Annotated in this window: 17 protein-coding genes; 11 read left to right on the top strand and 6 right to left on the bottom strand. The window is 62.5% G+C overall.

The window, feature by feature from the left end; translation table 11 throughout:
• The first annotated feature begins 60 nt into the window (after window positions 1–60).
• Both ACH82I_RS15195 and ACH82I_RS15200 read left to right on the top strand, forming a co-directional pair.
• Window positions 61–1,389 carry a polysaccharide pyruvyl transferase family protein gene (locus ACH82I_RS15195; protein WP_413333807.1) on the top strand — a complete coding sequence of 443 codons (1,329 nt, stop codon included), beginning with the start codon at window positions 61–63 and terminating at the stop codon, window positions 1,387–1,389.
• A 134-nt stretch (window positions 1,390–1,523) separates the two neighbouring features.
• Window positions 1,524–2,603: a CDP-glycerol glycerophosphotransferase family protein gene (locus ACH82I_RS15200; RefSeq protein ID WP_413333809.1), complete on the top strand. Its 1,080-nt coding sequence runs from the start codon at window positions 1,524–1,526 to the stop codon at window positions 2,601–2,603.
• Window positions 2,604–2,684: 81 nt separating this feature from the next.
• On the opposite strand, the gene ACH82I_RS15205 is transcribed toward ACH82I_RS15200, so the two are convergent.
• Together ACH82I_RS15205 and ACH82I_RS15210 are read right to left on the bottom strand one after the other, a co-directional pair.
• Entirely contained in the window at window positions 2,685–4,505 is a 1,821-nt protein-coding gene (locus ACH82I_RS15205) for a glycosyltransferase (protein ID WP_413333811.1), read from the bottom strand.
• A 30-nt stretch (window positions 4,506–4,535) separates the two neighbouring features.
• Window positions 4,536–7,631, bottom strand: coding sequence for a CDP-glycerol glycerophosphotransferase family protein (locus ACH82I_RS15210; RefSeq protein WP_413333813.1), 3,096 nt, complete (start codon window positions 7,629–7,631; stop codon window positions 4,536–4,538).
• Between the two features lie 523 nt (window positions 7,632–8,154).
• Between ACH82I_RS15210 and ACH82I_RS15215 the strand changes: the two genes are divergently transcribed.
• A complete protein-coding gene (locus ACH82I_RS15215; RefSeq protein ID WP_413333815.1) occupies window positions 8,155–9,660 on the top strand; it encodes a polysaccharide pyruvyl transferase family protein in 1,506 nt (501 codons plus the stop codon).
• On the opposite strand, the gene ACH82I_RS15220 is transcribed toward ACH82I_RS15215, so the two are convergent.
• A complete protein-coding gene (locus ACH82I_RS15220) occupies window positions 9,661–11,355 on the bottom strand; it encodes a stealth family protein (RefSeq protein ID WP_413333817.1) in 1,695 nt (564 codons plus the stop codon).
• A gap of 249 nt (window positions 11,356–11,604) precedes the next feature.
• On the opposite strand from ACH82I_RS15220, the gene ACH82I_RS15225 reads away from it, so the two are divergent.
• From ACH82I_RS15225 to ACH82I_RS15245, 5 genes are read left to right on the top strand one after another with little or no spacing between them, the layout of a single operon-like run.
• Window positions 11,605–12,585 carry a TetR family transcriptional regulator gene (locus tag ACH82I_RS15225; RefSeq protein WP_413333819.1) on the top strand — a complete coding sequence of 327 codons (981 nt, stop codon included), beginning with the start codon at window positions 11,605–11,607 and terminating at the stop codon, window positions 12,583–12,585.
• Window positions 12,582–14,129 (top strand): ABC transporter substrate-binding protein, encoded by a 1,548-nt coding sequence (locus tag ACH82I_RS15230; RefSeq protein ID WP_413333821.1) that lies wholly within the window; start codon window positions 12,582–12,584, stop codon window positions 14,127–14,129. Before ACH82I_RS15225 ends, ACH82I_RS15230 begins: the two co-directional genes overlap by 4 nt.
• 1 nt (window position 14,130) lies before the next feature.
• Complete coding sequence (locus tag ACH82I_RS15235; protein ID WP_413333823.1) at window positions 14,131–15,084, top strand: ABC transporter permease; 954 nt, start codon at window positions 14,131–14,133, stop codon at window positions 15,082–15,084.
• Window positions 15,081–15,998, top strand: a complete 918-nt coding sequence (locus tag ACH82I_RS15240; RefSeq protein ID WP_230744715.1) for an ABC transporter permease — start codon at window positions 15,081–15,083, stop codon at window positions 15,996–15,998. Before ACH82I_RS15235 ends, ACH82I_RS15240 begins: the two co-directional genes overlap by 4 nt.
• Window positions 15,998–17,770 carry an ABC transporter ATP-binding protein gene (locus tag ACH82I_RS15245; RefSeq protein WP_413333825.1) on the top strand — a complete coding sequence of 591 codons (1,773 nt, stop codon included), beginning with the start codon at window positions 15,998–16,000 and terminating at the stop codon, window positions 17,768–17,770. Before ACH82I_RS15240 ends, ACH82I_RS15245 begins: the two co-directional genes overlap by 1 nt.
• 195 nt (window positions 17,771–17,965) lie before the next feature.
• Here the strand turns inward: ACH82I_RS15245 and ACH82I_RS15250 are convergent, their stop codons facing one another.
• Window positions 17,966–19,621, bottom strand: a complete 1,656-nt coding sequence (locus tag ACH82I_RS15250; RefSeq protein ID WP_413333827.1) for a DEAD/DEAH box helicase — start codon at window positions 19,619–19,621, stop codon at window positions 17,966–17,968.
• 339 nt (window positions 19,622–19,960) lie between these two features.
• Here ACH82I_RS15250 and ACH82I_RS15255 point away from each other — a divergent pair, with 339 nt between their 5' ends.
• Complete coding sequence (locus ACH82I_RS15255) at window positions 19,961–21,046, top strand: AI-2E family transporter (RefSeq protein ID WP_230744718.1); 1,086 nt, start codon at window positions 19,961–19,963, stop codon at window positions 21,044–21,046.
• Between the two features lie 75 nt (window positions 21,047–21,121).
• Here ACH82I_RS15255 and ACH82I_RS15260 read toward each other — a convergent pair whose 3' ends face one another.
• Window positions 21,122–22,177, bottom strand: a complete 1,056-nt coding sequence (locus ACH82I_RS15260; RefSeq protein ID WP_413333830.1) for an alpha/beta hydrolase fold domain-containing protein — start codon at window positions 22,175–22,177, stop codon at window positions 21,122–21,124.
• A gap of 131 nt (window positions 22,178–22,308) precedes the next feature.
• Between ACH82I_RS15260 and ACH82I_RS15265 the strand changes: the two genes are divergently transcribed.
• A complete protein-coding gene (locus ACH82I_RS15265) occupies window positions 22,309–22,998 on the top strand; it encodes a peptidyl-tRNA hydrolase (RefSeq protein ID WP_413333832.1) in 690 nt (229 codons plus the stop codon).
• A gap of 44 nt (window positions 22,999–23,042) precedes the next feature.
• On the opposite strand, the gene ACH82I_RS15270 is transcribed toward ACH82I_RS15265, so the two are convergent.
• Entirely contained in the window at window positions 23,043–23,225 is a 183-nt protein-coding gene (locus ACH82I_RS15270; RefSeq protein ID WP_230744721.1) for a hypothetical protein, read from the bottom strand.
• A gap of 83 nt (window positions 23,226–23,308) precedes the next feature.
• On the opposite strand from ACH82I_RS15270, the gene ACH82I_RS15275 reads away from it, so the two are divergent.
• Entirely contained in the window at window positions 23,309–24,838 is a 1,530-nt protein-coding gene (locus tag ACH82I_RS15275; protein WP_413333834.1) for a deoxyguanosinetriphosphate triphosphohydrolase family protein, read from the top strand.
• Window positions 24,839–24,891: the final 53 nt, after the last annotated feature.

Genomic DNA, 24,891 nt, shown 5'->3' on the forward strand with positions numbered 1-24,891 from the left:
AGAGCTTCGAAACACCCCTGGGAGGCACTCTCCGCGGAAGAGACCCTGCGCACCCGAGCATTGGCTGAAAACGCGGGCAACCTGCTGTTCTCCCAGTCCGTCTACCGGTCGTTGGCGACTCCTGAAACCGAAATCACGCCGGATGGCTACCAGAGCCATCGGCGCGGCGATGCGGCTGACTACGCTGCACACATCAACGCCGAGTACGACGCCTTCGTCATCCCGCTCGCCAACGCATTCCGTCCCGGCTTTCAGAAGTTTCTGCAGCGCCTGACGGCATTGGTCTCCAAACTGACGATCCCGGTGGTCGTCGTCGGCGTTGGCAGCCAGCACAAGCTCGACGTCGCCGCTGATGGGGCTGACCCGATCGCCGTTGACGTGACAGCCTTTATGAAGGCCGTCCTCGAGCGATCGAGCAGCGTCGGTGTCAGGGGCGAATACACTGCTGAGTATCTTGCTGCCCTAGGCTTCGACGATTCGGTCGTTGACATCATCGGCTGCCCCTCGATCTTCATGAATGGTCCCCGTCCTGAGGTTGCGCGTCCTTCCGGGGTACTAGAAACCGACTCAGCAGTGGCGATGAACGTCTCGCCATATGTCCGTGCGATGAAACCCATTGTCGCGCGACACAGCCGCAAGTACACGGACCTCGTCTACGTACCTCAGAACCACAAGGACCTGGCGATGATGGTCTGGGGCCTCAACCGGACCAACCCCAAAGATCTGCGCAACCCGACGCATACCGGCCACGAGCTGTATCGCCGTGACCAGATGCGGTTCCCGTTGGACCCACGAACGTGGGTCGACTTCCTCCGTGAGCGGGAATTCGTCCTCGGAACGAGGATCCACGGGAGCATTGCCGGAGTGCTTGCCGGCACGCCGACCTATCTTCTCGCCCATGACAGTCGGACCTTGGAACTGGCCGAGTATCATCGACTGCCACACGCGAAGATCTCGAAGCTGCCGAAGGGCATCGACGCAGCCGAGCTTTACGAACGAGCCGATTTCGGAGAGTTCGAAGGACGCACCCCTGAAGTGCTCGCCCGCTATACAGCATTTCTCGAGAAGAACGGTCTGAAGCATACTTTCGCACCCGGAAGCGAGCCACTCGAGTTCGATCGTAAGGTCGCCGAAGCGAAGCTGCCAGGGATGGTGCCGACTCTCTTCGCCGACGGTGACACGGGCAAACAGGCAGTGATGGAGCGGATCAGAGATTTGCACGAACGTCAGGCACGGATCGAATCGACTCTATCGGCGAATGGCATGATCCTCGACGACACGGGGACCGTTCGATATGCGAAGACCGGCGCGGGGGCCAAGGGCCTCCTCAGCGACTCGTCGCGTCGTATGCGTCGAATCGTCTCGACGGCGTTCGGACGGTCCAAGTGAAACGGTTGGTGAAGTCTAGTCTGCGTTCGCTGCTTGATTCCAGAGCCGGACGAGTGCTCAAGGGCTGGGCGCAGGACAGCGGGCCCGCCAGACGCACTGGTGTCCAGACGCACGGGGGAAGCCCAAGCGCCGAGGTGGTCGCCTATTTCGGAGACGCGCCGGACAGGATCTACCAGCTCAGGCAATGGCTGCCAGTGCTCGAACGGCTCAATGATCAGCGACGTGTGGTCGTGGTGCTGCGCAACGAACGGTCATTTGCGACCGCCAAGACGTTGACCGCACTGCCGCTCGTGCTCGCTGTGTCGCAGCCGGACCTCATCGACCTCTACACCGCGCAGGAGTATCGACTGGCGATCTACGTCAATAACAGCATGCGCAATTTCCAGTCGATGGCCGAGCCCTCAATCGTCCACGTTCACGTCGACCACGGGGAGAGCGACAAGACGAGTTCGGTTTCGAATCAGCTGAAAGCCTATGACAAGGTCTTCGTTGCGGGACCTGCGGCAGAGGAACGATGCGTGCGCACGCTCTGGGGCTTCGATCGGAGCAAATTGGTGACCATCGGCCGTCCGCCGTTGGACGGTGACTTCTCTTCAGTTCTGCCCCAGGATTCTCGCGCAACAGTTCTCTATGCTCCCACCTGGCAGGGAGAGAACGAAGCTAACAACTTCACGTCAGTGGACGTGCTGGGGCAGCAGATCATCGAGGCGTTGCTGGAGTCAGGAATGAGAGTCGTCTACAGGCCGCATCCCCGTGTTGCCGCCATGGGCGAATCTGCCGTCCTTGAGGCGGACAACATGATCAGATCGATGATCTCGTCTGCGAATGCGGATGGGGGAAGTCACTTCATCTCCACCGATGAATCCATCCTCGACCTCTTCGAAGACGCGGACGCGCTGATCGCGGATGTCTCGAGTGTCAGCCTCGATTTCCTCTGCTTGCACACTGACAAAGGACTCATCGTCACTGATCGGCACAACGATCGGGTACGCATGGAGTCCACCTCGCCCGTCGGATCGGCATTGGGAGCCCTGTCTCTTGAGACCATCCACCAGCTGCCGGAATTCCTTGACGAGGCGTTGAACGGCGAATTTGCTCTGGAGACCCGTCAAGAGCTCAAACGCCTCTACTTCGGAGACCAGGACGCCTCCGCTGCTACCGAGCTGTTCATAGCGGCAGTGCACGACGCGATACGTGAACGCGAAGAGCCGTAGGCTGCATAGTCCGATCAGCTTGCGATCAGTGACGAATGATCAGCACAACAATGTGCATTTGATCGAGATAGATGGGTCTTCTCAACCAGTTTGGTCTGGCTTCTCGTAGCGAATGCTCAAGCTACCGAATTTGGTCGAGTAGAGGTCGACATGACCGAATTCGACGGGGGTCAGGTTCTCTGCGTCTTTGATCCGCAGTCGGCAGGGGAGTCCTGCCACCCTGAGGTCGATCCAGAAGTCGATATATCCTCGATCGACCGCGGCGAAATCGTCGATGTGGGCTCCAGCGGAGACCACGATCTCACCCTCGAATTGGTCGACTTCCGCGGGGAGTCTGCCGAACCGCTGGCCGTGTCGTTCAGTCCATGTCAACAACGACCACTGCGGTTGGCACGCTGCCTCCCCGGTGATACGCACCGTCACCTGGAATTCGCCGCCTTCGACGCTGAGCGTCGACAGGCTGGCTCTGCCGCCGATGTCGTGAGGGGGCCGTTTGTCGTCTAGCACCTGCGATATGACGTCGCTCCACAGTCCGGTGATGCGCTGAGGAGAGAAGGCCCGCGTCCGTTCGACTGCTGCCTCTCGCATCTGCCTGAGTCGGGACGCGTCCATGGACTGCAATTGAGCGATGCACCGCGCCATCTCATCGACATCACCATCAGATACCAGGAAACCATTGATGCCATGGGTGATGATATCTGCGGGGCCATACTTGATGTCGTAGGCGATTGGAATGCAGCCCGCAGCCATGCTCTCCAACAGAACCAGCGGTTGGCCCTCGTATCTGCTCGTGAGAAGAGTGAATGACGCTTCCTCAAAACGCTTCTTCGCGCGGGGGTCGAATCCGCGCAACGCGATCGTGCCGGCGGATCCCAGTTCGTCGACAAGAGCTTCCAGTGACTCTTGAGCCTCATCAGGCACACCATAGACGTCGAGTGTCGCTTGGACGCCATTCTGCTGCGCCAGGTGCACGGCAGTGATGGCGTGATCGATGCGTTTGAGGAATGTCGTGCGAGCGAGCATGACTCCGTCCCCCGGTGGGCGGGCACCAACGGATCGCACCGGTTCTGCGGTTGTCATGTTCGGCAGCACCGAAGCATTGTCTTTCACAAAATTGAGATTGACGAGGTCAGCCCGCTGCGACTCAGTGAGAACAGCCAGTCGATCAAATCGATCGACATTCGACAAGGCAGGCGTGTATGTCCATCCCAGCCGTTCAGACCGTTTCGTCGGATCGGCGGAATGCTTGCTGTGGATGGTTTGGATTATTGCGACATTCTCGCGTTGATATCTGTGCAGATAGCGAGCGAGCGGTGGGCCGTCGTTGATGATCACCGCAATCTCCGATCCGATCAACCAGTCCAGCCAGGCGAAATAGAATTCGTATTGTTCCTTCCACTGAGCGATCGGACGACCGCGGGTATCGTGAAGCACGGCACTTTTCGGGGACTGTTCGCGAGCTGTTCGGTAGCTGTAAAACCGGGTCCCGTCTCCCCGGAATCGATCTGCACTTGCGGTCTTTCCGGCGCTGTTCTTGGTGATGATCTCCGGTGTACCGGCGTACTCAGGCAACTGGGCGGTATCGAGGGTGATCGACTCACCGGAATAACGGGCGATCTGATTCAGGTCGTCAGTGTCGGCACGCCTGAGATCCGCCCAGAGATTGCGAATCGTCACTCGTTTACCGATCCGGCCTTCACTCCGCAATCGCTCAGTCAGAGCTTCAGGATCCTCACCGTTCTTGGGCGACAGCGTCAGTATCTCGATCGTTCTCCGATCAAGCTCAGCGAAAGCATTCGCACGCTGGAGGCACACGCTCGTTCGGCCGCCGAACTCCTCCGGGATGCCGCCGATGAGTCCGTAGATTGTGGCATCGGGAAGCACAGCGCGTCGATCGAACATTGGGTCCTCCGGTCAGGTTCGTCATTTCGGCTAGTCAGCTAACAGCTGGTCGATCACCCGCGACGCGGCATGACCGTCATCGTTCGGTGCGTAGGCAACAGCGAATGCTCTCAATCGTTCTCGACCGGCCTCGGTCGTCGACATCGCACGCTCGATTTCGTCGAACAATTCAGTCGGGGTCTGGGTCACCGTGCCGGGAAGCTCTGTCTCATAGTCCAGGTAGAAGCCTCGAAGATTGTCCCGATAGTTCTCCAGGTCGTAGGCGAAGAAGATGATCGGCCGTTCGAGCACGGAATAGTCGAAGAATGACGACGAGTAGTCCGTCACGAGCATGTCACTGGCCAAGAACAGATCGTGGATGTCGGGAAAGCTGCTGACGTCGATGACGCGGGACTTAACAGAGTCAGGGATCTCGAGCTTGGTGTTGACCAAGAAATGTGTTCGCACCAGCAGAGTCACATCGTCGCCGAAGCGCTCAGCGAAATTCATCGGGTCGAAGGGCCAGTCGAAGGCGAAGCGTCCCCGCGACGTCGGCTGATCGTCTCTGAAGGTCGGTGCGTAGAGGACGACCGTCTGGTCCGGCGAGATCGACAGCCGATGACGAAGTCGGTCGCGGATTTCCTGAGTCTTCGGTCCACGAAGAACATCATTTCGGGGGTAGCCGATCTCGTAGACCTCGCCGGCATAGCCGTATGACGACTTCATCGCTTTGGTCGCATAAGGGGACGGTGAGACCAAAGCGTTCCACTGTGCGGAAGCCTCCTTGACGCGGTCGACGTAGCCAGGGTCTCGCCCGTAGAAATTGTCTTGGTCGAGGAACATCCGTTTGAGGGGAGTCCCGTGCCAGGTCTGGATGTAGAGACCCTGTGGTCGGCGGTGGATGTAGTTCGGGAAGTTGTGATTGTTGATCCAGTACTTCGCTGTGGCGAGGTACCAGAAGAAGGCGGGAGAGTGGCGTTTGACGACCACAGTGTGCTGATCGGTGACCGGCAGGCGTCGATGGTAGATCCACACTTTGCGACGAGTGTCTCCTCGCCGAACGAGCTCTTCGTGGATCGCTCGAGGGCTGTCCGCGTACTGTTTTCCCTGCCCGGACTCGAATACGATCGTGTTGCTGTCGAGCGGAGTCAATCGCATCAATCGGTACAATCGCTTCATCACTGGCAGGTAGTAGCTGCTTCTCCGAGCCGCCCTGTAGGCGGACTGCGCGGGTTCGCTCTTGATCAGATCTGCGGCCGTGACTCTGGCTCCTGTTGCGTTCTCAATTGCGGAGAAGATGCGCTCGCGGCTGTTCGTGTCACGGTGCGCGAGGAAGCGATCGGCACGGTCCTGGTACAAGCGCTCCATGGCGCCGCCATTCTCGTAGACAGCCTCGACTGCGTCGAGGATGAGGTCTTCGTCGGCGACGACAGGGCCCGGGAATTCCTCCACCGGATCCGCGTGCGGTTGGGCGAAGCGATGACCGTCGAATTGGTAGTAGGCGACAGGTTTGTGGAGGAACGAGAAGTCGAACGCGACACTCGAATAGTCGGTGATGAGCATCGAACTCTGTTTTAGAAGCAGCTGGACATCTGTCTCTCCTTGGACGACCACTCGAATGCCGGCATCAAGGAAATGTGAACTGTACTGCTGCATGTTCGGGTGCAGGCAGAAGACGGGAGTGAGTGCATACCTGTCGACTAGGTTGCGCAATCGTTCGCTGGTCAGCAATGAGTTCCAGCGCTGATAGTACTCGGATTCGGTGAAGTGCTCCGGGTCTTGGAGCCATGGCCGCCACGTGGGCATGATCATGAGTTGGCCCGGAACAACCTCGACATCGTCAGCAAGGAGCGCATCGAATCGGGCGAAACCGGTCACCGCCACTTGGCCAGGTGAGTATCCGAAATCCTTGACGAAGAACTCCTTCTCGCGCTCCGAGCACACTGTGATGAGGTCGACGTCGAATCCACTCACCGACTTGCCGTAGTTGGGCACCATCCACTTGGCTGCCGTCACTCCGTGTTGGAGGAACACCTTGTCGGCGTGCAGGGCCTTCCCGAATCGGGGTTCTCTGGTGGGGTAGAGGAAGTCCGGATGATGGGTTCCGATGATCTTGTCTGCGGCCAGTGCTACTTGCACGTGGTCGTGCGAGCGGAAGTCGATGATGTGATCGTAACCGTCGAGGTTGGAACGCTCTGGTGAGTCAGCTTCGATGACGTAGTAGGCGTCGATCTCGGGATGCTCATCGCGCATGTATTTGAAGAACTGGAGCCCATTGTCCTGGGCTTTGTAAGGCAACTCGCCAATCAGCCACACAGGACGCTGTCCTGACTTCGGTGATTTCCAGCGGCGGCGATTCGCCACGAGCCTCTGCATGTACTCGTAGGTCGACGTCTCGAACGTCTCCAGGTGAAGTGAAGGGTTCTTCGCCTTGAAAGTGTAATAAGGAAGGATTGACACGGTCTTGCCCTCTTCAGTGACGGTGCTGCCGGTAGCACCGAGGCGAACAAGGAATCTGCTCTTGCCGATACGGGCTCGTTTGGGCAATTCAGAAAGTTCGGTGTCGAGATCAAGATAGAGATCGATGTTGTCATCGACAAGGTCATCGACGAGTTCGTTGAAATCGAGATTCGCCTGGAACGAATAGTGCCGGAGTCCGAAACGCTTCGCTGTGAGCTCGCGATTGAGCTCGAGACCGATCCTGGAGGCGGCGCGGAAGCCTGATGTCCGTCCGAGGACGACCAGATCGCCGCTGAGGTACTCTGTGCCCCGCGCGGTGATGCGCCCCCTGACCTCGAGCTTCCCATTTCTGACCGTCAGACTGTCGTTCTTGACCTGCGCAAATGGGCGATGCCGGCGGTCGACTTCGACGACAAGGTGGCCGTTTCGATTGACCAGCGGATAGTAGAGATGACCGCTGTGCTCCCGATAGGCGAAGTTCGACAACTGAGTGTTCTTCGCGCGACCGAGTCGGATCAGAGCCACCTGCATGCCGTCGTACGAGGTCTTCAGATGTGAGTTGGGCAGCTCGTCATCTGGATACCCCTCGAACTCCAGGTAGAAGCGGAGTACGTGCCCCTCGACCTCATCGTCTCCGACGGGATCTGGCTGCGAGAGTGATGTCCACGTCGTCAAGTCTTCGATCACTGTGTCCAGATTGATGCTGATGGACTGGGGACTCTCAGCCGCAGGGCCATCGTCGATCAGCTCTGCCTTCTCCAATGAGCCGACTCGATGAAGACCACCCTCATGTTCGACCCACACTCCGCTCGGAGTGAAGTCAGCCGCAGATACGAGATCGACGTGGAGGAGATTCTGAGCCTGCGCGACATCCAATGAAAGCGTCCGGTGCGAACGGGCTGACTGATTATGAGGAGAACCGGAGGCCGCCCTTTTCACGGTCCTTACAGTTTTCCTCGCTCTGCTCAGCGTCTTGATCGCACCCCGTGCGATGAGACTGCGGATCTCCAAGTGGCTTCCTCCAACACATCTTTGTCTGGCAGCGGACTGCGTTGGAATCAGTCTAGGGCCTACGCCGCATCGAATTCAGGCACATCTGCTGAAGTCGAGTGTCACTGGAGCGGTTTCTCGTCGCCCGAGCTCTGGGCGTCGGCAGAGACAAACGCTAAGGTAGGTGAACACGTGAAGCGATCGCTCGAATCAACGGTGAATGGTGACGGTCATGGGCAAACGGTATCTGATGAGGCTGGGGAAGACTCCGTTCGAACTCGCTGATGGGTTCGAGACTCTCGACCGAAACACCATCGGCCGAAACAACGGCAACCTGATATTCGGCACTGCCTCGCACAAGCTCTTCTCCACCGAAGACACAGTCGTCGATGCGAATCGATACAGAATCAACAAGTCGATGGCGGCCAGAGTCAATGATGAGTATGACGGTTTCATCCTTCCTCTCGCCAACGCATTCCGACCTGGATTCGAAGCCGAACTGACTCGTACTGCCGAGTTCATCGAAAAGCTTGCCATCCCGTTTCTCATGCTCTCTGGCGGAGCACAGCTGCCACTCGACGGCGACTCCGCCGGTCTGAAGAGGATTGAGCCCGCGGTGAAGAGATTCGCGAGAGCGGTGTTGGACAAATCGAGCGCTTTGACGGTGCGAGGTGAACTCACTGCCGAGTATCTCAAATCGCTCGGATTCGACGACGTTCTTGTTGTCGGGTGCCCCTCAATGACCATGAATGGCCGGGGGCATAGTGTAGACAAGACCGCCTCTATCGAACCAGGCGCCCGGATTGCGTACAACCTCCAGACAAGCAATCCCTTCGGTGCTGAGCTCATTGACGACGCTGAAGCGAAATATGACGCGACCTATCTGCCGCAGGACTCGGCGACCTTGGAGCTCATGTTGTGGGGCACGGTTCCATACCGCGCAGTCGACGATCGACTGCCACTCGAACGGACCCACCCACAATTTGCGGTTGGCAGGGCCGAATTCCAATTGGACGCTCCGTCTTGGATCCGTCGAATGAGTGAGATGGCGTTCGCCTTCGGCCCGCGTATCCATGGAAACATTGCCGCGATACTTGCAGGGACCCCAGGTATCGTCCTCGCTCACGACGGACGGACCTTGGAGCTGTCTAAGTATCACGGGATCCCAGCCGTTGATCTCGCTGCTGAAGCGCTCCCGATCACCGTTGCTGAGCTGTACGCGAAAGCTGACTTTGCGGAGTTCAACCGTGGTCACGCCGAACGTTTTGACCGTCTCAGCGGCTTCATCCACGAAAATGGTTTCACCCATATCTACGATTCGGGGCAGGAGAGGGCCCGGACGGAATACGAGGATCGAATCGCGTCGACCGACTACCCGCCTGCGCAGACGACTCTCTGGCGTGACGAGTCCTCGGAATTCGTTCGTATGGCCGAAAGGCTCCAGCTGCGTTATGTCGCGATGAAGAAGGAGCTCAAAGAGGTGGAAGCTCAGAAATCTCGAACTGCGGCGTCCACCGGTGACGACGAAGTCGCTTGGGTTTTGGAACGTCTGCGCGATGCGGAACGCAGACTGATGAAAGCTGAGTCAGAACTGGAGAAGGTGCGCGGATCGGTGAAGTCGGTCCGGGAGAAGGCCGATCGTGCGGATCGTCGGGTCAGCTCACTGCTGCGACTGCCACTCGGTGTCAAGAATGCGCTCGGCAGGCGAAAGAGGCGTGAGCAGTAGTCACTCCGGTGGCGCCGGAGTCGCCGATTCCGTCTCGGAAACACAGAGTTCGAACGATGACGGAACGGGAAAACGGTCCGCGAGGAACCTTTCCACGACTTCGTTGACGGTGTCCTCCGAATCGTGAGGCAGGTCAGTCTCATTGAGGCAGAACACATCGAGGTCGGTGCGGCGAGCGACCCGTCCCAAGCGCAGTTCGAGATCATCTTGACCGAGGTCGACGAACTGGTAGTTGATCTGACCTTCGACCGATCGGCCCCTTGCGAACGCATCGAAATGGTGCAGAGACGACGGGATCGACATGTCCTCTGGGGAACGGAACGGAGACGCCGCGACCTTTGCGAAAAGCTGCGGATGCTCGGATTCCATTTCGTCGAGGACAGGCCGCAGCTGAGGGTGAGGTGTGTGCTTGAACCGATGCGTGACAGTTCTTCCATAAGTCGACAGAAGATATTCCCTTCCCTGCTTCGCAGCAGAGTTGATGGGAAGGTCACGCGGTGACCAACTGCCGATGTCGATGGGAACGATCGACGGAAAATGTTTGGCCAGGCCGTTGGCGGTGAAGAACAGCCCGGGTTCGGTCGGGCGGAGGAAGAAGCAGTCGTCATTGAGGTACAGATAGTGGTCACTCAGCCCCTCGATGTGATGGAGTTGGGATTCGATCGCATGCGAGTTGAAAACGGGAAGGACATCTGGGTCGGCAAAGATCTCTCGGTGATCGACCACCGTGATCTTCGGATGGCTGGTGTCCAGCCAGGCGGGAATCTGTCTGTCCGTGACGATGTAGATATGCCTTGCCCACGAAGCGTAGTACTCCAGGGAGCGTAAAGAGTACTTCAACTCATCTCGAGACGTGAAGCGAGATTCCGAGATGGAACTGGACTCGGCAGTCCTGAGGTCCAGTCCTTCACGTCTGTTGCGCATTCGGTCCCGCCACTCCGAGTCCGAGCCGTCGACCCAGGTGTAGACGATGTCGACCGGTTCGTGAAGCACTTTCAGGTGCGGCGCGGGAAAGTCGAGACGCGAGTCGTTCTTCTGGGCGGCATGCCACACCGCTGGTTCGATGTAATCGACCGTCAGATCGTGCTCGGATCGCCGACGAATGAGTGTACCGGGCAGATGCGCGCCACCGTCCGCGCGCGGAACTGCACTGCCTGCGCAGTCCCAGAACTCAACTGTCACCTTCTGGGCGGAGGTGCTCAGCTCTCTGCAGTTCGGTGCGATGATATGTCGCTGGCAGACGATGGCGGTGACAGTTCCCGGGCGTCGTCGGGCTCTGCCGAGACTCACTTCGGCACCCTCGGAGCTCCGAACACCTAACCTCCAATCATCGGAATGCTCAGGCGAGTCACGCTCGCCATCGTCGCTCGTGCCCAATCTGCTCATAAGCGCCTCGATTGTTGGAGCCGCGTAGTCGGCATCAGTGACCAAGGTGGGACTGAACGAGCTGAGTGTCGGCAACTCGACGAAATCGACCCCCGCGACACTCAAAGCATCCCGAACCGATGCGAGCGATCGCCGCTGTTCAGCGCGCGCGTCGAACCCTGTGGCGATCGTCGGGGAGCGCTTCGAACCGCGATCAAGGGGTCGCTGCCAGGAGTGCTCGCCGTGCCGCAGTTTGGAGATCCAGGCTTTGCGTTCTGGTGTCAGCCTCTGGGAGAGGTACGAACGCACCGATGACAGTGGGTGCCACACGGTGGCAACGCCTCCTTGCGTCGAGTGTGGGGATGGTGGCAACGGGCAAGTTCTCGATGCCGATTTCCGCCAGGGTCTATTGGGGAGTGATTCTATCGTCCCGGATTGCTTCCTGTCCTCCAACTCACCGCCATGACTCACACATGTGGGCTGACAATCCCCCACATGCCACGGTCCAGCAGACACGAAAAACTACCCAAAACACCAGTAAGTCTTGCCAGAATCGCAACAAGTGGGCAGACTGTAGTGGTGGTCGACGCGGACGAGGGTGCAGACGAGAAGCAGAGGTCCTTAGCCATTCGCGTCCGCAGAGCCATCGGAACAGCGGGCATCAACCACAGCGAAGTCGCCCGCAGCATCGGCATCGAACCGAGCAAACTCTCGAAATCCCTCGCCGGGACCAGGAAGTTCCGGGTCGAAGAGATCTCCCGCATCGCCGAACTCACCGAGGTCACCACGGACTGGCTCACCAGCGGACGAACCGCGCAGCCGCCTCGGCGCCGGATCGTCTCCGACTTCCACCAGGAGAACCAGGCACACGAGGCGAAGGTCCCCGGGGTTACCGTCGCGGTCACCACCGCCGAGGAACACCCCGGACTCCGGAGCGAACCCGACTCGACCTGGATGTCAAAGGGCACGCGCAACCGGCGGAAGATCGTCGCCGCGGCGTGGGAGCTCTACGCCGACCGCGGCATCGACAAGGTCCGCACCGAAGACGTCGCCCGCGCCTGCGGGATGACCACCTCGGCGATCAACTACCACTTCCGGACGAAGACCCAGCTGCTGCAGGCGGCCCTGCGCTACTCCCTCGAGATCATCGGCGGCACCCGCGAGCTCCGCGACCCCGCCGACCCCGTCGCCGCCCTGCGCCACTTCGCCAAGGTCCACGCCGGCGTCGATGACACCGTCCGCCGCGTGTGGTCGATCTGGATCCAGAGCTGGTCAGCCGCGGCCTCTGACGAGCACACCCGCCTCAACCTCACCGCTGTCTACACCGAATGGCTCGACATGATCACCGGCGTCATCCTCGCCGGCCAACGCGAAGGCACCATCCGCACCGGCAACACCGCGCTCATCGTCAAATCGCTGAGCATCTTCATCGACGGCCTCGGCGTGGCCCGCAGCACCGCGCAGATGCCGGTCACCGACGACGAAGCCATGACCATGCTCGAGGACTACCTCACCGCACACGTCCTGACGAAACCGCACTCCCAGGAAGAAGGCACATGAACACACCGAACCGAAGACAGGCACTGGGAGCCGGGCTCACCCTCTCCGCGCTCGCCGGACTGACCGCATGCGGAGGCGAGACCGTGGGCACCGCCGACGCCGGCGACCCGGTCAAGGGCGGTGCCTTGCGAGTGGGTGTGACCGGAGGCAATGCGGCCGACACCGTCGATGCCCACATCCCCGTCAACAGCGGCGACATCGCCCGCACCGTCAATCTCTACAACTGCCTGCTCTCCCGCACCGATGACTACAAGATCCAACCCGAACTCGCCGAGTCCTTCGAACGCAACGACGACGCCACCGTGTGGACGGCAACCCTGCGCGAAGGCGTGAAATTCTCCGACGGACGAGACATCACTGCCGATGACGTCGTCTTCAGTTTTGAGCGGATCAACGACCCGGACGACCCGAAGACCGCGGCGGCCAGCTTCACCATGCTCGACGAGGTCGTCGCCACCGGCGACCGCACGATCGAATTCCGGCTCAGCGAACCCAACGGCATCCTCGACGACTCGGTCTCCGAATACACCACAGGCATCGTCCCGGTCGACTACGACCCGGAGAACCCGGTCTGCTCAGGACCGTTCTCGCTCGTCTCTCACACCCCCGGACAGTCGACCGTGATCAAGCGCAACGACTACTACTGGCGCACCGAAGGCAACTACCTCGACGAAGTCGAGATCCTCAACTTCAATGACACCGACGCCCTCATCAATGCCCTCCTGTCGACGCAGGTCGATGCGATCGCACAGATCCCGCTGGCCCTCGTCGAGGTCATCGACGCCGACGAGCGGATGAGCATCCTCAACTCCGAAACCGGAATGTGGCTGCCCTTCACCATGCGCGTGGACAAGAAGCCCTTCGACGACGTCAGGGTCCGGCAGGCCTTCCGTCTCGTCGTCGACCGCGAGCAGATGATCGAACAGGTCCTCTCCGGATTCGGCACGGTGGGCAACGACATGTTCGCCCCGCTGGACCCGAATTACCCCGACTTCCCGCAGCGCACCCGCGATGTCGGCAAGGCTAAGCAGCTCCTCGCCGAGGCGGGCTACCCCGATGGTCTCGACGTCGAGCTGGTCACCGCGCCCATTCAGTCCGGAGTCGTCGAATCCGCCCAGGTCTTCGCGCAGCAGGCCGCCGAGGCGGGCATCCGGGTGACGATCCGCAAGGTCGACGCCACGACGTTCTTCGGCGACGAATACCTGCAATGGGACTTCGCCCAGGACTTCTGGAACACGCGCGACTTCCTGGCCCAATGCATCTCCTGCGTGGTCGACGAATCGCCATTCAACGAAACCCATTGGGACGACGAGGATTTCACGAAACTTGTGAAGAAGGCTCGAGCGATGACCGATGCCAAGGCCCGGCGTGACCTCGAACATGAGGCGCAGAAGATGCTCTACGACTCCGGCGGCTACATCATCTGGGGATTCGCCAACCAGGTCGACGCCTTCCAGAAGTACGTCGGCGGACTCGTCCCCAATGCCACAGGACGCCCGCTGTCGGGCTGGCGTTTCGACCGCGTATGGATCGGAAAGGTGTGACATGTTCGGAAAAGTCATCGGACGCAGGCTGATCTTCTCCGCCTTCATCCTCCTCGCCGTCTCCCTCCTCGTCTTCGGTGCGACCCTGCTGCTGCCCGGTGATGCAGCCCGCGCCATCCTCGGCCAGCAGGCCACACCGGAACGCATCGCCGCCTTGAACGAACAGCTCGGCCTCAACATGCCGGCCTGGCAGCGCTACTTCAGCTGGCTGGGAGGACTCTTCGTCGGAGACTTCGGCACCTCCTCCGCCAGCGGCGGCCCCGTTGCCGACCTGCTGGGAGAGCGAATCGGTGCCTCCTTCATCCTCATGGCCGTCGCCGCAGTCATCTCCGTGCCTCTGGGCATCGGCCTCGGCGTCTATCAGGCACTGCACCGGGGGAAGCGCCGAGATCAGGCGATGACCGGGGCCAGCCTGGTGCTCGCGGCCATGCCCGAGTTCGTCATCGGCATCGCGCTCATCGCGATCTTCGCCACCTCGGTGTTCCAAATCCTGCCCGCCGTGACCCTGGCCCCGCCGGGCGACCCGGTCTGGCATCGACCCGAGCAGCTCGTCCTGCCCACGGTCACCCTCGTCCTCGTCGTCACGCCCTACATCGTACGAATGATGCGCGCGACCATGATCGAGGTCCTCGACTCCGGCTATGTCGAGATGGCCCGACTCAAGGGAGTCCCAGAGAAGCGCGTCATCCTCCGCCACGCCGTGCCTCACGCGCTGGGGCCCGTGGCGCAGGTCATCGCGATCCAGCTGGCGTGGCTGGCCGGCGGCGTGGTCGTCGTCGAGTTCCTGTTCCGCTATCCCGGACTCGGCCAAGCCCTCATCGACGCGGTCACCTACCGAGACGTGCAGGTCGTGCAGGCGATCTCCATGCTCGTCGCCGCCGTTTACGTCGTAGTGAACCTGTTGGCCGATGTCGTCGGCATCCTTACCAACCCTAAACTGAGGAGCGCAGCATGAGCACCGACATGAACAACCTCGATGACCTCAAATCGCAGGTCGCCGAAGGCGCCGAGGTGCCCAAGGAATCGCAGACGACCTACACGCCCTTCTTCAAACGCGTGCTTGCGCAGAAGCAGGGCAAGATCGGTCTCGTCCTCACCCTCGTCATCGTCATCCTCGCCCTCTGCGGGCCGCTGCTGCTGCCCTGGGCGACGGGGAACACGGCCACGGAATTCGTGGCGAAGCCCTTCAGCCCGTACGGGCTCTTTGGCTCCGACAACCTCGGCCGGGATGTGCTCTCCCGCTTCATCGCCGGGGGGCTCACCCTCATCGTCTACGCTGTGATCGCCACGGCCCTGGGCATGATCGTCGGTGCGATCGTCGGTATGCTTGCCGCCTACGTGGGCGGACGCTTCGATGCCGTCATCATGCGCATCAACGATGTCTTCCTCGCGATCCCGCAGCTCGTGTTTGCCCTCCTGGCGATCACCGTGCTCGGTCCGCAGGGCTGGGTGCTCGTGACCGTCATCGGACTCACTCACGCACCCCGCATCGCCCGTGTGGCCCGCTCGGCCACCCTCGGCGTCGTCACGGAGGACTACATCCGTGCGGCGGAGATGTACGCGATGCCGCGCTGGAAGGTCCTCTTCCGTGAGCTCCTGCCCAATATCACCGGGCCGCTGAGCGTGGAGGCGGGGCTGCGGCTGACCTACTCGATCGGCTACATCGCATCCCTGTCCTTTCTCGGACTCGGACTGCAGCCGCCGGCCGCGGACTGGGGTCTGATGATCAACGAGAACCGCATCGCCCTGTCCATCCAACCCTGGGGTGTGCTGCTGCCGGTCATCGCGATCGCACTGCTGACCATCGGCACCAACCTGCTCGCGGACTCCTTCGCCCGAGCCACCGCATCAACGTCCGTGGAGGCATGATGAGCACGACGAAGACCCACACTGTCCGCCACGACGATGCGAACGAACCGAACGAGAAGATCGTCCTGCGGGTCACCGATCTGCGGATCGTCACGAACGCCGGGGACGAGATCCTCCACGGCGTCGACTTCGCCCTCTCCCGCGGGGAGATCCTCGGGCTCGTCGGCGAATCCGGGTCTGGCAAGACCACCGCCGGGCTGGCCTGCATGGGCCATTTCCGGGAGGGGCTGAAGTTCGGCTCCGGATCCGTGAGCATCTGGCCGCGCGGGGACGAAACCGCTGTCGAAGTGCTCGACCTCGACGAGGCGGCTGTGCGCTCTCTGCGCGGCTCCCGGATCGCCTACATCCCCCAGGACCCTGCGCTCTCGCTCAACCCCGCGATGCGGGTCGGCGAGCAGATCCGCGAGGTCCTCGACATCCACGGCTTCGGTTCCTCCGAGCGTGAGCGAGCCGAGCGCGTCGCCGCGGTCCTCGTCGACGTCGGTCTGCCCGGGGATCGGGCCTATCAGAAGCGCTGGCCGCACCAGCTCTCCGGCGGTCAGCAGCAGCGCATCGGCATCGCCATGGCCTTCGCCATGTTCCCCGATGTGCTCATCCTCGACGAACCCACGACCGGCCTCGATGTCTCCACCCAGGCGGTCGTCCTCGACACGATCCGGCAGATGACCGTGGCGAACAACGTCGCCGGGCTCTACATCACCCACGACCTTGCGGTGATCAAGGACATCTCGGATCGAGTAGCAGTGATGTTGCGCGGCGACCTCGTCGAGGAGGGACCGGTGTCCGCGGTCCTCGAACGCCCGCAGCACGAATACACGAAGATGCTCATGGCCGCCGTGCCCGATCTGGCGGGCCGGAAGACCATCGGCGATGGGGCGGCGTCTCTCGAGGACGTCGAGCGGGAAGCGGATGCTGGGGCGGGCGCGAAGGGCGCGCCGACGCATATCCTCGTCTCGGCGGGGGAAACGTCGGGGGCAGCTACCTCGGCGAAGGCCGAGGACCGGACAGCCACCTCGGCGGATGCGGCACTGCTTGAGGTCAGGGACCTGGAACTCGCCTACGGGAAGGCACAGATCCTCAACGGGATCAACCTGGCGCTGGAGCCGGGGGAGTGCACGATGCTGCTCGGCGAATCGGGGTCGGGCAAGACCACGCTCTCGCAGTGTGTGGCCGGGCTCAACGATGACTATTCGGGGTCGGTGCGGCTGCGCGGAACCGAACTGGCGCGCTCGACGAGGAAGCGGACGAATGCTCAGCGCGTGGGCATCCAGTACGTGTTCCAGTCTCCGTTCTCCTCGCTTAACCCGCGACGCTCGATCGGGCAGTCGCTGAGCGTGCCGCTAGAGATGAGCGGCGAAGGCACGGTCGCGAGCAGGAAGGCCACGGTCGAAGAGGCGCTCGATTCGGTGCGGCTGGGCCGCTCGTTCTACCATCGGCGCCCCGGGGATCTCTCCGGTGGTGAGCGGCAGAGGGCCGCGATCGCCAGGGCACTGGTCAACGCACCGTCGGTGATGGTCTGCGATGAGATCACCTCGGCGCTCGACGTCAGCGTGCAGGCCTCGATCGTCGCTCTGCTGCGGAGCCTGCGTGAGGAGCGGCAGCTGGCGATGCTCTTCGTCACCCACAACATCGCGCTCTCCCGGCACATCGCCGACAACCTCGCCGTGCTCAACAAGGGCACGATCGTTGACTACGGGCCGACCTCCTCTGTGCTGGAAAACCCGAGCCACGAGTACACGAGGTCGCTCATCGCCGATGTCCCGAAGTTCTGAAGGTTCGCGGGTGGGCTCTCATCAGCAAAGTGGGGCGTGATTGCACATGACGTGGGAAATCTGAGCCTGCCTTGAGATAAACGGTGATGCCGTATCCGAACGCCGCGAAGGCCGTGACCATATGTGGGTCACGGCCTTCGCGGTATTGATAAGTGCGGAATCGAGTTCAAGCTGCCGAGGAGCGGAAGCCTGTCCTCAGCTGCTGGTCGAGTAGACCGTCTGCGAGCCACCTGCGCTGCCGCGGGAGCGATTGCGCCTGCGGGTCTCTGGGCTGGTGCCACGAGATTCCGCGGTCCGACGGTTGCCGGCGCCGCCGCGAGTGCCCTCGGACCGGCGACCGCCCTGGCCGCGACCATCCCGAGAACTGCCGGCGCTGCGATGACGTGACTGACCGGAGCGACCATTGGACTGGCCTCGACCGTTTTCGGTCCGAGCGCCGCCGGTGCTGCGGCCGGCTCCGCCGCCCTGTCCACGCTGACCGCCGTGGTCACGCTGACCGCCGTTACCGCCTTCGGAACTGCGACCGCCGGCAGCATTCTCGCCGCCGCGACCGCCGCTGCCGCCTCGGCGACGCCTCGGTGAGCGCTTCCGACCTTGGCCTTCGGACTGCTGCTGCTCCGGGGTCTCCTTGGGTGCGGGCTCGACGAAGGGGGCGATCTCGCCCACCAGCTCGGCGACCTCCGGAGACTCCGCGTTGACCTTCTGCGGCTTGACCTTGATGGCTGCCTTGCGCAGCAGCGCCAGGGTGTCCTTGCGCTGATCGGCCTGCATGATTGTCACGACATCGCCGGCGCTGCCGGCGCGTGCCGTGCGGCCCGAGCGGTGCAGGTAGGCCTTGTGCTCGGTCGGCGGATCGACGTGGGCGACGAGTTCGACCGAATCGACGTGCACTCCGCGGGCGGCGACGTCGGTGGCGACGAGTACGCGCACGTCACCGTTGCTGAAGGCTGCGAGGTTGCGGTCGCGGGCGCCCTGCGAGAGGTTGCCCTGCAGGTCGACGGCCGGGATGCCCTGTGCGGTGAGCTGGCGGGCGAAGCGCTTCGCGCGGTGCTTGGTGCGGGTGAAGAGGATGCGGCGACCGGTGCCCGATGCCAGACGGTGAACGAGTTCGTTCTTGTCGTCATCGGCAACCTCGAAGAGGTGGTGCGTCATCGCCGAGACATGCGAGTTGGGATCGTCGACGGAGTGGAGCACTTCGTTGTGGAGGAATTTGCGCACCAACTTATCTACGCCGTTGTCCAGGGTCGCGGAGAAGAACATCCGCTGACCGTCGGTCGGGGTCTTCGACAGGATGCGGGTGACCCCGGGAAGGAAGCCCAGATCGGCCATGTGATCTGCCTCGTCGAGAACGGTGACCTCGATCTGGTCGAGGGAGAGAACGCCCTGCTGGAGTAGATCTTCAAGGCGCCCGGGGCAGGCGACGACGATGTCGACACCGGCGTTGAGAGCTGCCTCCTGGCGCTTCTGGTTGACGCCGCCGAAGATCGTGGTCGTCCGCATGCCGCAGGCCTGCGCCAGCGGATCGAGGACGCTCGTGATCTGGGTGGCGAGCTCACGGGTGGGGGCGAGGACGAGGCCGCGCGGTACGCGGTTGCGTCGAGCCCCCGAGGTCTGGGATTCGGCCAGGCGCGCGACCATCGGAATGGAGAAGGCAAGGGTCTTGCCGGAACCGGTCTTCCCCCGGCCGAGCACGTCGCGACCGGCGAGCGTGTCCGGAAGGGTGTCCTGCTGTATGGGGAAGGCGCTGGTCTTGCCCTCCGCGCGGAGATTTTCGACTAGCGCGACCGGCACCCCGAGGTCCGCGAAGCTGGTCTGGGCGGTAGAGCGTGTACTGGTGTTCTGAGAGGTCACTGGTGTGAGGCCCTTCGACGTGCCGGAGGGCGCACCGATGTCACTGAAGTGTGACGGGGCCGCTGCCGGGCGTGGTTCGATCAGGTCGATCGGCCTGATCATTCGCCGAGAGAAAACGGCTTCGGAATCATGCACCGGCAATTCGACCGGCTGCAGAGACGAGGCGTCCTGACGACGCAGGGAATCCGAAAACGGATTCGCAAGTGATACCAGCATACCTCTGCGGCGCATCGTTTCCCGCATCGGGGTCTCGGGATGACGGTCAGGGACTGCGGGAGCGCCCGGAGGTTTCGTCAATCTCCCCACCCATCACGGGCCGCGCGGCGCTAATGTGGGGGAATGACAGACGGTGTGCCGAACGCGACGGACAAGCGCGACGATCCCATCCCCGAGGGGCTCAAGCTCGGTGCCCGCTTCACCGGATACCTGCTCGTGATCATCGCGGGCATCACGGTCGCGATCTTCATCGCGCTCCAAGTCGCGGAGATCGTCATTCCATTCCTCGCCGGTCTCGTCCTCTCAGCGCTCCTCGTGCCTCTCTCCTCGTTCCTCCAGCGGCACCGGTGGCCGAAATGGCTGGCCGTTGTCAGCGTGTGGGTTGTCGTGCTCGGACTCCTCGCCGGCCTCATTGTCCTCATCACCGTCCAGGTGAGGAACGAGATCCCCTCGATCCGGGAGCAGGTCGGCACCTCGCTCGACGCGGCGAAGCAGTTCTTGGAAACCCAGCCCTTCGGGCTTACCGAGTCGAAACTCAACGATGTCGTCGCCACCTCGGGGACGTGGCTTCAGGACCATGCCGCGGGTCTCGGATCGGGAGCCGCCGAGGTGGGAACGACTGCCGCGCATGTTGTCGAAGGCATCATCATCATTCTCTTCGTCACCCTCTTCGCGCTCATCGACGGCCGTGGCATCTGGACGTGGGTGGTCCGCATCTGGCCGAAGCGGGCGCATGCGCGGATCGCTGCGGCCGGGGAGGCTGGGTGGAAGACCCTGTCGAACTTCATCCGTATCCAGCTCGTCGTCGCCGCCACCGACGCCCTAGGCATCGGGCTCGGAGCGCTCATCCTCGGTGTGCCACTGGCCGTGCCGATCGCCACGGTCGTCTTCCTCGGCGCATTCGTGCCCTTTATCGGCGCGATCATCGGCGGGGCCGTGGCGGTGGGACTGGCGCTGCTGTTCAACGGCTGGGTGCACGGGCTCATCATGCTCGGCATCGTCATTGTTGTCCAGCAGCTCGAAAGTCACGTCCTGCACCCCTGGCTGACCGGTCCCACGGTCAAGGTCCATCCCCTCGCGGTCGTCCTCGGCGTGACCGCGGGAGCCGCCGTCGCCGGTGTCGCCGGCGCATTCTTCTCTGTGCCGGTCATCGCCTCCCTCAACTCGATGATCCGGGCGGCGAAGCACTACACGGTCGGGTCACAGTGAGTTTCCCCGGCTCCAACGCTCGCTGAAGCCGGGCCGACTCACCCCAGCCGGGACGGTTCGCTCCAGCTCGGCGGCTCAACTGAGCCGGGACGCAGCGAAGGCGGCACTGCGGCCGAGGACGTCGCCGGCCTCGTCGAGGATCCGCCCGAAATGGAGAAACGAGTGGAGGACGCCCGGATAATCGACGTACTCGACTGGGACTCCGGCCCGCTGCAAGAGCACGTGCAGCGCCTGACTGTCGTCGTGGAGCGGATCGAGACCCGCCGCGGCGAGGAACACCGGAGGCAGTCCCGCAAGCTCGGCACGGAGGTGGTCGACATACGGCGTCGTCTCATCCCCGGGGTTGAGGAAGTAGTCATCGACGATCGAACCGAGGTCATCGGCGCCCATTCCGTCCCACGCGCCGCCATAGAGTCGCCGACTCCCGGAGTCGATGAGCCCGTGACCGCCGTAGAAGAGCAGCAGAGCACGCAACGCCTCGAATGTGAGCGGGGAGGCATCGACGGAGGCCGGATCGTCGCGCAGCAGCAGTGCGGCGCCAAGTGTGAGCATCGCGCCGGCCGAATCCCCGCCGACGGCCAACCGAGTGCCGTCGATGCCGAAGCGTTCGCCGATTCGAGCGAAGAGATCGATGACCCCGGCCGTCTGGTGGAGGGCGTGAGGGAATTTGACCTCGGGGGAGAGGGAGTAGTCGACGCCGATCACCGCGGCCCCGCTGGTGGCGGCGATGACCCGCATGATCCGGTCGTGCGTGTCGAGGTCACCGACAGTGAACCCGCCGCCGTGGAGGAAGACGATGCCGGGCAGCACCTCTGCCTCGCTCGGTCGGTGGATGCGGATGGGCACGTGACCGGCAGCAGTGTCGACCACCTCGTCGACGGTGAGCACCATCGTCGGCCCACCTTCGTTCCAATAGGAGCGCTCCGCACGGTATTCCGCGCGCATCGCGGCGAACCGAGCTGTCCCGGCGTCGTCGATCTGAGCGGCAGCGTCATCACCGGCCTGAGCGCACTCGGCGGCGCGGGCAGCCTGGACGGCGAGGACGGCCTGCATCTGTTGGCCCATCGCCGCGAGAATGCCGGGTGGAATCCCTGTCAGCGCGTTCTCGGCGGGTGTGTTTGGAGTGCTCATTCTTTCCTCCGCGATTCAGGGTGGCATGGTCATTGCCTCGTCCTCACTCTTCCACACGCACTGTCTGCCTCTGCGCCCGACCCACACGAGGAGAAGGGCGCTGAGCCCGGACGTCGGCCTAAGATGGACCGATGAGCGAACAGATGCGCAGACACGAGTCCGACCACGACGTGCCCTGGTCGCTGCCGATCGTGGTGCGCCGTTCGAAGACGAGTGTCACTCGTCACGTCGATGTGCTCGAGGCGACTGCACGTGGTGTGGTCGCCTTCCTCGATGATCCGCGCAGTCAGCCCGGAGGAGAGTGGTACGACGCCGTCGCCTATTGGCGCGACGCAGCCATCCGCAAGGTCGTGCGTCGAGGCGACGGCCAGAAGCTCGAGGATGCGCGAGCGCTGGGCTGTGTGACGATCACGCACGGCGGCACCGAGGAGTACGCCCCGGCCGAAGCCTCCGTGTTCCCGCCCGGTCCCGTCGAGCCCCTGCCCAGAGAGCTGAAGAAGCTTCAGGTGGGCGGGACCGAGTTCCCCGATGAGGGGCTTTCCTCGGTTCCCGTCGCCGAGGCGGTCGTGCTCATCGAGATGTCACCCCTGGTGACACTGACGACAGGGAAGGCCGCGGCGCAGGCCGGGCATGCCGCGCAGCTGGCCTATGAGCAGATGCCCGCCGAGGTGCGCGATCGTTGGCGCGAATCGGGGTTCGCGCTGCGCGTGGTCACCGCGACGAAGAAATCATGGGCGGCAGGTGGACAGCCCGTGAACGTGATGGATGCGGGTTTCACCGAGGTCGAGGGCATCACGGAGACCGCCCGCGCCTCGTGGTGAATGGTTAGCGGTTCGCGGAGACGTACCGAGATGCCGGGTGGACTCTAGGGCTGCTCCTCGAGTTCCTTCTCCTCGTCTTCGGTCAGCGGGCGGGTCTTTGTGCCGTTGCCGAACTCGTCGAGGATGATCCTCTGCTTGGTCACCTCGCCCGTCTCCTCATCCTTGACCTCGATGATGTCGCCCGGGTGGGTTGAGGGCTGATAGAAATCTTCGTTGACTCCAGTCATGGGACTCACCTCCTGTGATGTCTTCGACGGTACGCCACTGTGCTGTGAGTCTCAAGGGTGGCGCGGGTCGGTAGGCTGAAGGGATGGAGCGACTGAGATTTCATACGACCGGGGGCCGCATCCGCAATGTCGCCGAGGTGGACCCACCCGGAGAGGACGAGTTCCGCGTCGATATCGAACGGATCCGCTTCTCTCCATTCTTCTCCCGACTCGCCGCGGTCACTCAGGTCATTCCGCAGGCCGGCTCCGGGACGGTCATCCACAACCGGCTGACCCACTCGCTCAAGGTCTCCGCAGTCGCGCGATCGATCGCCATCACCCTGAACAATGCCGACGAACGGACACGGGCTCTGCTCACCGAGCTCGGCGGCTGCGATCCCGTCGTGGTTCAAGCTGCCGCCGCAGCCCACGATCTCGGGCACCCTCCCTTCGGCCACCTCGGCGAGAAGGAGCTCGATCGGGTCGCACGCACCTCGCTCAACCTCAGCGACGGTTTCGAGGGCAATGCGCAGACCTTCCGGATCCTCACGGCTCTGGACAGCTGCGATGCCACCGCGCGGGGGCTCAATCTCACGCGTGCGGTGCGGGCTGCGGTGCTCAAGTACCCGTGGGCACGCAGCGATTGGACGGAGCAGCGGCGGCTCGAGGCTGCGCAGATGCCGCGCGGGGTCGGTGACGAGGTCGCGGAAGGCGCGATGAAGTTCTCCGCCTATTCGACCGAGGTGGCCGAGATGCACGAGGCGCTGTCGTCGTTCCCGGCGATCGGGGCGAATCAGCAGACGCTTGAGTGCGCGGTGATGGATGTCGCCGATGACATCGCCTATGCCGTGCACGATCTCGACGATTTCTACCGGTCGAATGTCCTCCAGTACACGAGTGTGTCCGCGGAGATGGGGCGGTGGCTGAGCGATACCCGACGGCTGGGCGCGCTGCACGATGCGGAGTTGGATCGGCAGAGGCCCGGTCACGCGCTTGAGACGATGTGGCGTCACATTCAGGAGAAGGATCCGTGGATCGCCGATGAGGATGCGTTCCGGGAATCCGTGGAGCGGGTGAACCGGGATCTCGTGGAGGGTCTGCTGGCCGTTCCCTATGACGGGGGAGTGGAGGCCGACCGTGCGGTCACCGCGTTCACCAGGCGCTGGATCGACCGGCTCAAGGCCTCGATCGTCGTCGATGCTTCGCCCCATGTGCGCAGTGGTCACGTGCGTCTGCGCGCCGATACCTGGCATGACGTGGTTGTGCTCAAATTCGTCCATTCGCGCTTCGTCCTCGAACGTTCAGATCTGGCTGTCTACCAGCGCGGGCAGACACGGATCATCGCCTCACTCGCGGAAGGCTTTCATGATTGGCTGTGCGATCCGGAGGAGGCGACGAGGATTCCCCGTCGACTGCTCGACTCCGTGGAGGCGGCGACTCAGGAATATCAGGAGCTCTACGACCAGGGCCTGGAGAGCCTCGGCGACCAGGGGCCCGGGGATATCGTCAGGCTCGGACGGGCACGTGCCGTCGTCGACTATGTCTCCTCCTTCACCGACGCTCAGGCGATGTCGGTCAATGCGCTGATCACCGGTGCCTCCGACGAACCATGGGAGGCCGGACGGGGGCTTTGAGGGTGTGGGTTCGGTGGCGGTGGAACCCAGAACGGCGGGGCCGGAGCTTTCGC

Source organism: Brevibacterium sp. GP-SGM9 (assembly GCF_047300845.1).
GTDB lineage: Bacteria > Actinomycetota > Actinomycetes > Actinomycetales > Brevibacteriaceae > Brevibacterium.